The sequence below is a fragment of the Bacteroides sp. 2_2_4 genome (genome assembly GCF_000157055.1).
In the GTDB taxonomy this organism is placed as follows: domain Bacteria; phylum Bacteroidota; class Bacteroidia; order Bacteroidales; family Bacteroidaceae; genus Bacteroides; species Bacteroides ovatus.
Window position 1 is genome coordinate 157,617 of record NZ_EQ973365.1, and the last position, 13,622, is coordinate 171,238.

Annotated in this window: 8 protein-coding genes; all 8 read left to right on the forward strand. The window is 40.9% G+C overall.

Features of this window, described 5'->3' with window-relative positions; genetic code table 11:
* The first annotated feature begins 24 nt into the window (after window positions 1–24).
* The 8 genes from BSCG_RS06670 (at window position 25) to BSCG_RS06635 (ending at window position 13,562) form a co-directional block, all read left to right on the forward strand.
* On the forward strand, window positions 25–1,881 hold the full coding sequence (locus tag BSCG_RS06670; RefSeq protein WP_162864680.1) for a RagB/SusD family nutrient uptake outer membrane protein: 1,857 nt from the start codon (window positions 25–27) through the stop codon (window positions 1,879–1,881).
* 14 nt (window positions 1,882–1,895) lie between these two features.
* Window positions 1,896–3,632, forward strand: a complete 1,737-nt coding sequence (locus tag BSCG_RS06665; RefSeq protein ID WP_175285331.1) for a DUF1735 domain-containing protein — start codon at window positions 1,896–1,898, stop codon at window positions 3,630–3,632.
* Between the two features lie 32 nt (window positions 3,633–3,664).
* Window positions 3,665–5,281 carry a BACON domain-containing protein gene (locus BSCG_RS06660; RefSeq protein WP_175285332.1) on the forward strand — a complete coding sequence of 539 codons (1,617 nt, stop codon included), beginning with the start codon at window positions 3,665–3,667 and terminating at the stop codon, window positions 5,279–5,281.
* A 16-nt stretch (window positions 5,282–5,297) separates the two neighbouring features.
* Window positions 5,298–6,464 (forward strand): hypothetical protein, encoded by a 1,167-nt coding sequence (locus BSCG_RS06655; RefSeq protein WP_008776868.1) that lies wholly within the window; start codon window positions 5,298–5,300, stop codon window positions 6,462–6,464.
* A gap of 10 nt (window positions 6,465–6,474) precedes the next feature.
* Window positions 6,475–7,563, forward strand: a complete 1,089-nt coding sequence (locus BSCG_RS06650; protein ID WP_032849693.1) for a hypothetical protein — start codon at window positions 6,475–6,477, stop codon at window positions 7,561–7,563.
* Between the two features lie 75 nt (window positions 7,564–7,638).
* Window positions 7,639–9,828, forward strand: coding sequence for an alpha-galactosidase (locus tag BSCG_RS06645; protein WP_008776870.1), 2,190 nt, complete (start codon window positions 7,639–7,641; stop codon window positions 9,826–9,828).
* Window positions 9,829–9,848: 20 nt separating this feature from the next.
* Window positions 9,849–10,571, forward strand: coding sequence for a gamma-glutamyl-gamma-aminobutyrate hydrolase family protein (locus tag BSCG_RS06640; RefSeq protein ID WP_004315087.1), 723 nt, complete (start codon window positions 9,849–9,851; stop codon window positions 10,569–10,571).
* A 132-nt stretch (window positions 10,572–10,703) separates the two neighbouring features.
* Entirely contained in the window at window positions 10,704–13,562 is a 2,859-nt protein-coding gene (locus BSCG_RS06635; protein ID WP_008776871.1) for a sugar-binding domain-containing protein, read from the forward strand.
* Window positions 13,563–13,622: the final 60 nt, after the last annotated feature.

The following is a 13,622-nucleotide window of genomic DNA, read 5'->3' on the forward strand; positions in this document are numbered from 1 at the left end:
CTAATACTAAAAGACATGTTTATTATGAAATCCAAATATATGAAACGTATTATGCTTTTGGCTACCGCAGTCTTGACTATGTCATCTTGTGATTCGTTTTTGGATACGTCTCCCGAGGATTTGCGCTCTCCGGAACAGATTTATGAGACTTACTCGTCTACACAGAACGCAATGTTTGGAGTATATTCTTATATTCGTGGCACTTATCCTTTTGATATGCCGGATACATATAGTACTAGTGATGTGGATGTGGCTTATACAAATACGCATACTTTTGATATGGGAGTGTGGAGTGCTTCGTCTGCACAGTATGATAGATGGTATACTTTCTACAAAGCCATTCGTGAAGCAACTTATTTCCTGCAGAATGTAGATAAGTGTCCGGATCCTCGCCTGACTTATGATACTCGTGAGCAGTGGAAAGCTGAAGTGCGCTGTGTGCGTGCTTATTATTATGCACAATTGATGCGTATGTACGGTCCGGTCATTTTATTGAAGGACGAACAACCGGATTTCTCCGGTACGGATATGTTTCGTGAACGTAATACTTGGGATGAATGTGTGCAATGGATTACAGAAGAGTTTACGGATTTGATAGAAAATTCTCCTTTACCTTTAAAGTCAGAGGGTGAGACTTATGCTCGAATGAACCGGGGAATTGCTAAGGCTTATCTGGCACGCATTCTGTTGCAATCAGCCAGTCCACAATTCAATGGTAATCCGAAATATAATAATATCCGCAATGCGGACGGAACTCCGTTATTCCCGACAACGTATGACAAGAATAAATGGGAATTGGCTCGCCAGGCTGCTCTGAGCCTTATAAAGGATGGTAATTATGAATTGGTCAAAGTGAATTATGAAAGTGGAGCTAATATGGGTAAAATAGACCCTTATACCTCTTATAAATCTGTATTTACCACTTCACAGAATAAAGAAATGATTTTCTCTTACCTCGAAGATGGTGGCGGTATTGATAAGCGTCTTGCTCCTAACAGTAATGGTGGCTGGGGAGGAGGCTATAATCCTACCCAAGAGATTGTCGATGCATATGCGATGGCTGAAACCGGTCGTTTCCCAATTACCGGATACACGAATGAAGATCGCACCACGCCGGTTATAGATCCGGAGGCTGGATACAAAGAAGCTGGATATTCTCAATTTACAAATCCATGTGAAGGTAAGGAGAGAAAGACTTATAATATGTTTGTGGGTCGTGAACCTCGTTTCTATGTGTCGATAGTGTATGGCGGTATGTCCTGGTTTATTCCAAAGAAAGCAGGTGAGAGAATTTTCCTGGAGATGTATAAGAATGGAAATAATGGTCCGGATGCTTCTCATAACCACTTTACAACAGGATATAACCTGGCAAAACTGGCTATGCCGGAATATGAAGCCAGCCCAACGAAGAACGTAAAACGTGAATTACCTTATATGCGTTACGCTGAAATCCTGCTGAACTATGTGGAGGCTACTATCGAGGTAGGTGATTTGAAAGATCCGAACTTGTTTACTTTCTGGAATGCGATTCGTAACCGTGCCGGATTGAATGATATCGAAGATGCATATCCTGAAGCTATGAACGATCAGGATAAGTTGAGAGACTTGATTCATCGCGAACGTCGCGTAGAACTGGCTTTCGAGGGCATCAACTTCTATGACTGTCGTCGCTGGCTGACTGCGGAAGCTACAGAAAAAGGAAATATTCACGGTATGAATATCCAGGCTAAGGGTACTCCCGGCAAAGAAGAATATCCGGTGGATTTCTTCCAGCGTACAGTGGTAGAGAAACGTGTGTTTACACCGAGTTTCTATCTGTTCCCTATCCCGCAAAGTGCGATTAATAAAAACCAAGATTTAGTACAAAACTATAAATGGTAAAAAAGATGGTAACAATGAAGAAATATATAAGTTTTTTATTTGCGGCTCTTTTATTGGGGACTTCTTGTACCGATACTAGAACTGATTACATGATGGGAGATACTGCATATTTCCCTAAGAGTGATTTACAGAAAGAAACCCTTTACGTGATGAATGCCAATGATTATGTATACAACGTTTGGATTCATAAGGCGGGTTACTATCAGAATAGATTTGCCGGAAGGGTAGAGCTGGATTATAATTATCTGGTTCAGTATAATACAGAGAACGGCACTGATTACGAGATGTTGGATGAAAAGTATTACTCGTTCGAACGTGATTTCGTTATCGAAGCCGGAGCGGATGAGGCAGCTGTGCCATTGAGTCTGAAGATAGAACAGCTTCTTCAGGATAAAGGTTATGGTATTTATTATATTCCTTTGTCTGTCAATAGCCGTACGCCAGAAGAGGATGTTTATGTAGATAAATCTCACTTTATTCTGCTTTTGGATATCAGAAAGCCGGTACTGGTGATTGACGGTGCCGCAGGAGAACAAAGAGGAGAAGTCTTTATGGATTTATCTAAAGCGACAACAGAGCGTCAGATAGATATTACAGCTAAATTGGATATCAATACGACGGAAGAGCTGGTTGTTACCTATGGTTATGATAAAGAAGCGGATAATCTGTTGACAGAAGAAGAGAAATCTCATTTGCTGACTGCTGGTTTTGAATATGCACAGAGCGTGAAGATTCCGGTTGGCGAGAAATATGCAGAGAATTATCTGACCCTGAAACCGTCGGAAATGCAGGACGGAAAATGGATACTTCCGGTACGTGTGGGAACAACGAATGATAAAGTTGGTTCTGACGCGGAAGAGAATTGGGTAAAATTGACGGTTGTCAAAGGTTCACTGGATTCAAAGGTTGAATTGGAAGGAACTTATGTGCAAGGAAGTGATATTATTCTTTCTTCGGATAATACACCATCCCGCGAAGTAATTGCTGATGTAAGTCAGATCAGCGATTTATCTTATTCCGTAGCAGATAAATATGGTGATGAACCCACTTGGCTGCAGGTGAATGAGGCAAGCGGTAAACTTCAGATTACTGTGAGCAGTGCAAATACTTCGACATGGAAGGAACGTGTTGCAACGATTACACTCGTAGACAATGAAACCTGGCTTGAAAAAGAGATTGTTGTGAGACAAGGAATGAAGGGATACGGCATTACTCTGAATAAATCTTTGTGGAGTGTGGTAGGCTATAGTGAACATGTCTCCGGAAAAGAATCTGTATTAGGCAGACTATTTGATAATTTCTGGCCGACAAGTAAGGCGGAGGTAGGTTCCGGAAGTACTTTGTCATACATCGAGATAAGTGATAAAGGGTCGGAAGAGAATCCGGTACAGATCGTATTTGATTTAGGTGAGAATCCTCATGAATATAATTCGATCGGATTGATACCGAGACTCCAATGGGTAGGAAATTCACCTAAATACCTGAAGATCGAAGTTAGTGACGAGGTGTTGACACGTAGTGAAGATATTACAAATTGGATTCTTGTTGGCAGTGCTAAAAGGGACGCATTCACGAAAACGGAATTGGATGCTCACGATGGTGGTAACTGGAATGATTGGTACGCTGATAAACAGTTTGTAAAATGGCATGATTTGGGTGAAAATATGCATCATCGGTATATACGATTGTCTATGTGGGATTCATGGTATAGTACACACTGCTTCGATGAAATATTTGTCTCTAAAAAATAATGGAATATAGAAATAGTAAAAACAATATATTTATGAGGAACATATTTTTACTACTATCGTGTCTGCTCTGTTTGCAGGCTTGTAATGATGAGAAAGAGGTGGACTGGACACCTGATGCGTTGACCGTATCATGCAATGAAACTTTGGAGGAAGCTGGAGACGGACACTGGAAAGTGACTTTGCCAACTGAATATAAAGGAACTGTAAAACTGGAAATTCAGACTGATAAGGCATGGGAAGTTGCAGTCAACTATATGACGACTGAAGAAGAAAAATGGATCACTCCTTCGGCAGAAGGTGGTGAGGGCTCTGCTTCATTATCGTTGGTCATTGCTGACAATAAAACAGCGAAAGACCGTAAAGCTTCTGTTGTGATTTCCACAAAAGGAGAAATTCCGGTAAAAAAAACAATTACTGTGATTCAAGGAAATGTGGATGAACTCTTGCTTGTCGGTACTATTGATGAAAGTAGTTTTCCGAAGGATGTATTTATTACAACGAAAGCTGATGGCTCTTTCGATGTGACTCTACCTAAAGACTTTACAGCAGCGGGAGAACGGGAACTGAACATCTTGACTTACCAGGGCACTACTTCTCCGGTGATAGATGTAACCTATCCTGATGTAGAACAGACTGGTTGGGTGATACTTACGGAAGCTCCGGTAGAATCAGTTTTGGGTTCGGAAGTTAAAACGCTGGCTTTGACAATCAAAGAAAATACAGCGAATGTATATCGCGAAGTATTGGTTAATTTTACAGCTACTGCTGGAGATGTAACTTCTCAAAAGACGGTAAAGATAATCCAGTTTGGTGTTGAGAAGATTATTTGGAATGAGGAGTATTATCAACAGGAACGTGAGCTCATTATATCTTCGGATGCGAATGAAAAACTCCTTGTAGCTACTTGTGAGAATATAAATCCGACAGACTTGGAGTTGAAAGGAAATACTTCTTGGTTGGAATTGAGTCAGGAAGAAGGCAAGATTTATGCAAAAGTTCAAAAAAATGAAAGCACCAATACGGAACGTAAGACAGAAATTGGGGTAAAGAATACGAAGACAAGCGTAGAAACTAAGGTATCTCTGAAACAAGGAATGGCTGGATATGGGATTGTTCTGAGCAAGTCGTTATGGAAGATAGTGGCACATAGTGAGAATACCAATACGCAATATAATGACGGTTCGGCTAATAAGTTGTTCGACAATCTTTGGACTCCCGATAAGGCAAATGAGAAGCATGTTGAATTTTGGGGAAGAAATAATAATGATGATCATGCTGCTGTGCCTTATATTTTGACTTTTGATTTAGGTGAGAATCCTCGTCAATATGATTCCTTCGGATTTATGCCAAGATTACAGTGGACAGAACAAGCTCCTAAAACTGTAGCTATTGAAGTTAGCGATGACTTAAATGCTGGTTGGGAAACTGCATTTGAAAAGAAGACTGGAAACTGTTTTACAGATGCAGAATTGAAAGGTAGCACAAATACATATAATGACCATTATGAAGGCATTGTTCATTGGTGTAAACTCAATGGAGTAGTACATAAACGGTATGTTCGTTTGTATTTATATGAAAGTTTCCAAGGTGTCGGAAAGAGTGTTTCTTTGGATGAAGTCTTTGCTTCGGATAGAACGACAGTTGAATGATAAAAACAAATGAGTTATGATGAAGAATTTTAAAAAATATACATTAATCGCATGCAGCCTGTTCACACTGGCTGCGTGTGATCTCGAAATTGATATAACGAATCCGGGACTTATTACAGAAGAGAAACCGGATAGACCGCAGGCAGGAGAAACGATTACCTATCGTGCACAAGTATGGGTAGAGAAAAACGATATGAAAGAATTATATGGCGGAGAACGTTTGTTCCGACAGAATCTGGAAGCGTTGTTCCGCAATACGACTACTTTTTGGAATGAAAGTACGAACAAGTTTGATTATCGCTTTGAATGGGCTATGGGTGAAGGAGATGACAATTTGGTTATTTACGATATAAAAAGTGGTGTAAAAAGCCAGGCGGAATACAATGTGTATAAAGATAAGGCTTATGGTACTTTGAATACAGAGAAGTATGATTTTGTTCTCTTTCTGGCTTTACGTTGTACAAAAGGTGGACTCTCTTGTGGCGGTGGCGGAGCAAGTAAGCAGTCAGTTGTACAGGCCTATTTTGAGGAAGGGCATGATATTTTTGCAAAGAAATGGCCGGAAAAAGGTACATACAGTGATTTAGGTCATGAATATGGTCATGTTCGTGGTGCGCAGGATTTATATCAGTATATGATTCCGGCTGAAAACAATCCGGTCAGTCATGTTGCTTATGATTATCCTAAGTGTAATATGGGGACGGGTTATCAGGAATGGAGTGATTATTGTTCGGCGATATTTAACCATAATGCCCAATATAAACAAATTACTGCTGATATGACCCGAAGTACGTATCCTAAGCAGATGTTGGTCAGGATAACAAAAGATGGTAAACCGGTACAACGTGCCACAGTCAATTTTTGGGGCTCACGTGCCACTTTTAGGGATATATATGCAGAACCGGGCAATTCTCCATATATGAAGAAAAAAACAGATGCAAACGGTGAATTTACCATTAATGATATATACCGGATGTTTATTCCGGATTATAATAATACTCCGAATCTTCCCCCTAAGAGTCCGGTTGATGAATTTCCTTTTTCACGCTGGTATTGTTTTGTAGTAGAAGTCGAGTTGGATGGTGGACAGACGAAATGTGTGTGGTTGTCGGATTTGGATATTGTTCCTGAATATCTGGATGGCGGGCAGCAAGAACCTTATGTGTTTGAAATACAGTTATAATAAGTTTAGCATGAATATTTTAAAATATCTACTGATTGCATGTAGCTGTCTGATTGGGGCAGCTCATGCTCAATCTCCGATTGCGAAAGATACAATAGAATATCGTGCCCAGGTATGGGTTGATAAAACAGACCTGGAACGTTATGGTGGAGAAGAGGATTTCAAGAAGAACTTGAAAAAGATGTTTCATAATACTACGCGTTTTTGGAATGAAAGTCCTAATAAATTCAGTCATTATTTTCGCTTTGTTCCTGCTGAAGAATTGTACGTCTACGACATTCAGGGAGACAAAAACAAATATGATGAATTTAAGAATAAGGCTTATGGACCATTGGATTTGTCGAAATATGATTTTGTGTTGTTCTTGGCGTTGGGTGCAAAGAATGAAGGGCTTTCCTGTGGGGGAGGTGGAGCGAGTGGGCAATCTGTAGTGATGTGTTATATTCGCGAACCTCATAATATCTTTACGGATGCGCTTTATCCCAATCAGGGAACGTATAGCAATCTAGGACATGAATATGGTCATATGCGTGGTGCTACGGATTTATATCAGTATATGATTGCCGCAGAAGACAATCCTGTGAGCCACGAGAAACTGACTCCATCTAAATGCAATATGGGGACGGGCTATCGTGTATGGAGTGATTATTGCTCGGAATTGTTCAATTATACGGCGAAGATGAAGCCGCTCGATAAGGACTTGTCAGATCAGGTATTTCCGCGTAAACTGGTGATTAAGGTAGAAAAGAATGGAAAGGCGAAATCCAACTATACTGTGAATTTCTATGGTACACGTGCCGGTGGTAAATATAATAAGCGTGATGTATACCCAAAGGTGTACAGGACTTATCAGACGGATAAAAAAGGAAAAGTAGAACTGACCAATCTGTATAAACTGTATCATCCCGATATGACTGACCCCAATATTCCGCCTAAGGAACCGCAGGACTTATTTCCTTACTCTTATTGGTTCAGTTTCCTAGTGGAGGTGATAGATGATGCGGCACAGAAGAAATATGTATGGTTACCGGATGTAGAGTTACAGAGACAACATTTGGAAACAGGTAAGGATGTCTGTGAAATAAAAGTTGAATTTTAAGGGTAAAAAGATCGTTAGTTTACAACGTTTTCTATAGGTATTGTTTACGATACAATGAATTAAATCAATAAAGCCATGAATAAAAAGATGGGTTTAATGATGGCAATGGGGCTGTTGATATCAGCTCCATTGTTGTCAAAAGATTACTTGATTTCCACTCCTCGGACCTCATTGTTGATTACGGCCAATGAGGGTGAAAAGTCAAAAATGCAATATTATGGAGTGAGCATCACTCCCGTTCAGATCCAGAATATTTATGATGCCGGTTTGGCTTTCGAAGCGGATAGTTATCCAGCATTCGGTCTTCAGACCGTAGGCGAAAAGGCGGTCGCAATTACCCATGCCGACGGCAATATGTCATTGGATTTGGGAGTAGATAATGTAAAGCAATACGGGATTGACGATGGTGAGATTTTGGAAGTGCTTTTGAAAGATAAGATATATCCTGTTTGGGTGAAACAATGCTATAAGGCTTATAAAGGAACGGATATAATTACCACTTGGGTTGAGATTGGCAATGCAGGTAAGAAACCGGTAACACTGTTTCAGTTTTCTTCCGCTTATTTGCCGATGTCTCGCGGGGACAACTGGCTGACTCATTTTCATGGTTCGTGGGGCGCGGAACATACGATGGATGAAGAGAAACTGACGAACGGGCAAAAAGTGATTGCCAACAAAGATGGACTTGCGAATACGGAAACTGATAATCCGTCTTTTATGTTATCATTGGATGGCAGACCGCAGGAAGAATCAGGAAAAGTGTTTGGGGGCATTCTGGCTTGGAGTGGTAATTATAAGTTGAAGCTGGATGTTCGCAACACAGCACTGAATATAATAGTCGGTATGAATGAGGAAAGTTCACAATACATATTGGAACCGAAAGAAACATTCGTCACTCCTGAATTTGCCATGACATATAGTACCAATGGCAAAGGTGGGGTGAGTCGTGCTTTTCATCATTGGGCACGCCAATATAAAATGAATCAGGGTGAAAGGCTGCATGACATCTTGTTGAATAGCTGGGAAGGTGTTTATTTCAAGGTGAACCAAAAAGGGATGGATGAGATGATGGAAGCTTTCTCTGCCATGGGTGGAGAGTTGTTTGTCATGGACGATGGCTGGTTTGGAAATAAATATCCCCGTAATGGTGGAAACAGTAGTTTGGGTGATTGGGAAGTCTGCAAAGAAAAACTGCCTGAAGGTATTGAAGGATTGCTTGCGTCTGCCAGGAAGCATCATATAAAATTCGGTATCTGGATTGAACCGGAAATGTCGAATACTAAGAGCGAACTGTTCGAAAAGCACCCGGACTGGATTCTGAAAATTGATAACCGTCCTTTATCTACCGGGCGTGGCAAAACGCAGGTAGTTCTGGATTTGACTAATCCGAAAGTACAGGATTTTGTTTTTGGAGTGGTCGATAATTTGATGACGAACTATCCGGAAATTTCCTATATGAAATGGGATGATAATTGCAGTTTGCTGGATTATGGTTCTTCTTACTTACCAAAAAACAAGCAATCACATCTCTATATTGAGTATAATAGGGGTTTGCAGAAAGTACTTCAGCGTATTCGTGCTAAGTATCCTGAACTCGTGATGCAGCTATGTGCTGGTGGCGGTGCCCGCGTCAATTATGGATTGCTTCCGTATTTTGATGAGTTCTGGACGAGTGATGATACGGATGCTTTGCAAAGAATTTATATGCAATGGGGAGTTTCCGGTTTCTTTCCGGCTATTGCTATGGCATCTCACGTAAGTGCGGACAAGAATCATCAGACCGGACGCCGTATTCCATTGAAATTCCGTTTTGATGTGGCAATGTCCGGGCGATTGGGAATGGAAATTCAGCCGAAGGACATGAATGATGTTGATAAGGCATTCGCCAAGCGTGCTATTGCAGCGTATAAAGATATTCGTCCTGTGGTTCAGTTCGGTGATTTGTATCGGTTGGTGTCTCCATACGATAATAAAGGAGTATCCTCTCTGATGTATGTCACTTCCGAAAAGAATAAGGCGGTCTTTTATGCATATAAGATTTCTCATTTCATCAATATGGTTATTCCGAAGGTTTGTATGAATGGATTGGATCCGTCGAAGAATTATCGTTTGGTAGATTTGACACCTGTGGACAGTAGCAAACCTTGTGACCTGAATGGTAAAATCATTAGTGGAAAGATATTGATGGAAGAAGGCATTGCATTAAAATCATTGCTGAAAAGTGAATATTCAAGTTTGGCTTTACAACTACAGGCTGTGGATTAAGTTGATAAAAGACAATGAGAATGATAAAAAGAGAAATTCCTGTTATTGGTATTTCTACTGAAATTGATATTCCGGGAAGAATATCTGTGAAAAGAAAATATGTGGATGCTGTCCTTCAAGCGGGCGGCATCCCTTTTATTCTTCCGTTTACCGACAATGTACAGATTTTACAATCTGTGGTTTCTTTTATTGATGGTTTACTCCTGACAGGTGGGGGAGATATATCGCCTGTGATATACGGAGAATCGACTCTTCCTGAATGTGGAGAATGTTGCCGGGATAGGGATGACTTTGATTATGCTTTGCTGCGCTTAGCATCCGAAAGGCAAATTCCCGTTTTAGGTATTTGTCGGGGAATGCAGATTATTAATACTTATTTTGGTGGAACATTATATCAGGATTTGCCTGCTCAATATCCCTCGGAAATTAATCATCGGTCACCGGATGCGTTTATGATATTACAGCATAATGTGCGATGTTTGAGGACCGGAAAATTGTATTCTGTTACAGGCAAGGAAAGTTTGAAAGTCTCCTCCATTCATCATCAAGCCGTTAAGAAATTGGCTTGTGGATTCAAGGCATCTGCTTTCGCTGATGATGGAGTCATAGAATCAATCGAATCTGATTCCGAACATATTTGGGGTGTTCAGTTCCACCCAGAGTTGCAGGCTGTGGAAGGGGATGAAGCTATGAAAAAACTATTTGTGTATTTTATCAGTCAGGCAAGGACATTATCATGCTGATAGTGATATAAAAGAGATGATACACAGTATCTTTTACGATATTATTGTTTTTTTGTACGGGATTTGTCATTGTGGTTTGTTCTCCGTCCTATCTTTGTAAACAGATAAATTAAGGACATTAAATCATATATTATGAATAAAGTTTTGCGTAATCGATTAGCTGGAACTCTTTTATTATTATTTGTTTTTTTGTGTACATCATGGGCGCAGACATCAGGTTTGCGCAAAATGATTGATTTGAGCGGAACGTGGAGTTTTGCATTGGACCCTCACGGCAAGGGAGAACAGGAAAAACTGTGGAACATGGATTTTGCAGAAACTGTGACTTTACCCGGTACAACAGATTCGAATCGAAAAGGAATAGAGAATACCAACAAGTCGGAGACCACTTATTTGTCCAGATATTATAAATATGAAGGTGCGGCATGGTATAGCAGGAATATAGAAATACCAGCCGACTGGAAAGAAAAGCATATCGTGTTGTTTCTGGAACGTACTCGTCCGACAACCGTGTGGATCGATGGTCGGGAAGTGGGTAAATGCAACTATTTATCTACCCCACAGGAATTTAATCTCACTCACTTCCTGGCTCCCGGTTCACATAAGCTGACTATTTGTGTAGATAACGGAAAAAGTATTCCCGGGCAGATTCGTTCAAGTTCTCACGCTTGTACGGAATCTACCCAGACAAACTGGAACGGTATTATCGGACGGATGGAATTGCAGGCAATGAATCCATTGTTTATTGAGTCCATTCAGGCTTTTCCTCAAGTAGAAGACCGCTCCGTAAAAGTGAAAATAACTCTTTCCAATTCTTCAGGCATTGGTGGGAAGAAACTGCAGTTGTCAGCTTCTGCTTTCAATACTGCCAAAAAGCATAAAGCCAGATCTGCAGAATATAATTTGAAAGAGGGGAGCAAGGAATATGAATTCACTTATCAGTTGGGAGATAATGCTGTATTGTGGAGTGACCTCCAGCCGGCTCTATATCAACTGAAAGCAGAGATAAATGGCATAGACGAGAAAACAGTTCGTTTCGGTTTGCGTGACTTTAAAACTGAAGAAACGCATTTCACTATCAATGGCGCCAAAACATTTCTTCGAGGAAAACATGATGCCTGTGTATTCCCTTTGACGGGCCATACGGCGATGGACTTGGAACAATGGCGTCGTTATTTCAGGATTTGTAAGGAATATGGATTGAATCATTGTCGTTTTCATTCTTGGTGCCCACCTGCTGCGTGTTTTGAAGCTGCGGACTTGGAGGGTATTTACTTGCAGCCGGAATTACCTATCTGGGGAGGGTTTAAGAAAGAATCTGCCGAGCTGATGGATTTTCTGATGAAAGATGGAGAGAATATCATGCGTGAATATAGTAACCATGCTTCTTTTGTACTCTTTGCCTTGGGAAATGAGCTGGGAGGTGACATCGATGTGATGAAAGAGTTTGTAGATTGTTTCCGGTCCATAGAGCCGAGACACCTATACACGTATGGTTCGAATATCTTTTTAGGCTCACGAGGACATATTCCGGGTGAGGATTTTCTGGTAACTTGTCGTGTAGGCAGTGGTGAGGGTTATTCTACTCATGCTCGTGCTTCTTTCTCTTTCGCAGATGCGGAAGAAGGTGGCTATCTTAATAATACCTATCCTAATTCGGTAATGAACTTTGATGAGGCTCTGGAAAAATCTCCTGTTCCGGTGATCGGACATGAAACCGGACAGTTTCAAACTTACCCGAATTATGAGGAGATGAAGAAATATACAGGAGTCTTAGCTCCCTGGAATTTTGAAGTGTTTCGTGACCGCTTGGAGAAAGCCGGCATGCTGGAGCAGGCGGATGATTTTTTTAAAGCATCGGGTGCATGGTCTGTGGAACTTTACCGGGCAGATATTGAAATGAATCTCCGTTCCAAACGGATGGCTGGTTTTCAGTTACTCGATTTACAGGATTATCCGGGACAGGGGTCGGCTTATGTTGGTATTCTGGATGCTTTTATGGATAGTAAAGGATTGGTTGAACCGAAGAAATGGAGAGAATTCTGTAGTGAAGTGGTTCCTTTATTGACAACTGCCAAATTCTGTTGGACAGGCGGTGAATCATTCGCAGGTACTGTTGAGATTGCCAATTATGGAGAAACTTCATTGAACGAAAAAAGTATTTCATGGGAACTCAAAAATGGGAAGAAAAGCCTTGGCAAAGGTAAGATGGCTATTCCATCGGGATTAGGATTATTGACTGCCGGAACTATTCGTTTGACATTGCCCGATGTGGAGCAAGCGTATAAAGCCGAATTACTTTTGAAAGTATCCGGAACTTCCTATCAGAATAGTTATCCGCTATGGATATATCCTGCAAAGAAGCAATTGAAGGCAGGTAATGTTGTAGTTGCCCGCCAACTAACGGATGATGTGCTGAATGCCTTAAAGCAAGGTGGAAAGGTATTGTTGATGCCTCTTGAGGAAGACTGTAAAGAAGTAACAGTGGGAGGATTGTTCCAGACCGACTATTGGAATTATCGTATGTTCAAAAGTATCTGTGACCGCATCAAGAAACCTGCTTCACCTGGTACATTGGGGATTCTGACCAATCCCGAGCATCCGGTATTCGATGATTTCCCGACCGAATACCATACGAACTGGCAGTGGTATCCAATTATCAAACATAGCTATCCGCTTATTCTGGATGGTATGCCAAAAGAATACCGCCCTATTGTGCAGGTAATTGACAATGTGGAACGAAATCATAAACTCGGCTTATTGATGGAGTTGAATGTAGAGGGCAGTAAATTACTGCTTTGTATGTCCGACTTGGAAGCGGTACGTGACACACCGGAAGGATTACAATTCTATGCCGCTTTGCTGGCGTATATGAATTCTTCAGATTTTAAACCGTCCACTTCATTGTCGGTAGAATCGTTTAAGAATCTGTTTGAGACAGGTGTTCGGAAAGAGGGAATAAAAGTGCTGGATAATATCTCTTACGAATAAGTGAAGAGTAAGGAGAAAATCGTATCAATAAAGGCAAAAAAATGACAGAAGTGCTTGAAT

What these genes read in the sequence shown, in the direction of transcription:
- BSCG_RS06670 (WP_162864680.1), top strand. Translation starts at nt 25, where the DNA reads ATGAAATCCAAATATATGAAACGTATTATGCTTTTGGCTACCGCAGTC.
- BSCG_RS06665 (WP_175285331.1), top strand. Translation starts at nt 1,896, where the DNA reads ATGAAGAAATATATAAGTTTTTTATTTGCGGCTCTTTTATTGGGGACT.
- BSCG_RS06660 (WP_175285332.1), top strand. Translation starts at nt 3,665, where the DNA reads ATGAGGAACATATTTTTACTACTATCGTGTCTGCTCTGTTTGCAGGCT.
- BSCG_RS06655 (WP_008776868.1), top strand. Translation starts at nt 5,298, where the DNA reads ATGATGAAGAATTTTAAAAAATATACATTAATCGCATGCAGCCTGTTC.
- BSCG_RS06650 (WP_032849693.1), top strand. Translation starts at nt 6,475, where the DNA reads ATGAATATTTTAAAATATCTACTGATTGCATGTAGCTGTCTGATTGGG.
- BSCG_RS06645 (WP_008776870.1), top strand. Translation starts at nt 7,639, where the DNA reads ATGAATAAAAAGATGGGTTTAATGATGGCAATGGGGCTGTTGATATCA.
- BSCG_RS06640 (WP_004315087.1), top strand. Translation starts at nt 9,849, where the DNA reads ATGATAAAAAGAGAAATTCCTGTTATTGGTATTTCTACTGAAATTGAT.
- BSCG_RS06635 (WP_008776871.1), top strand. Translation starts at nt 10,704, where the DNA reads ATGAATAAAGTTTTGCGTAATCGATTAGCTGGAACTCTTTTATTATTA.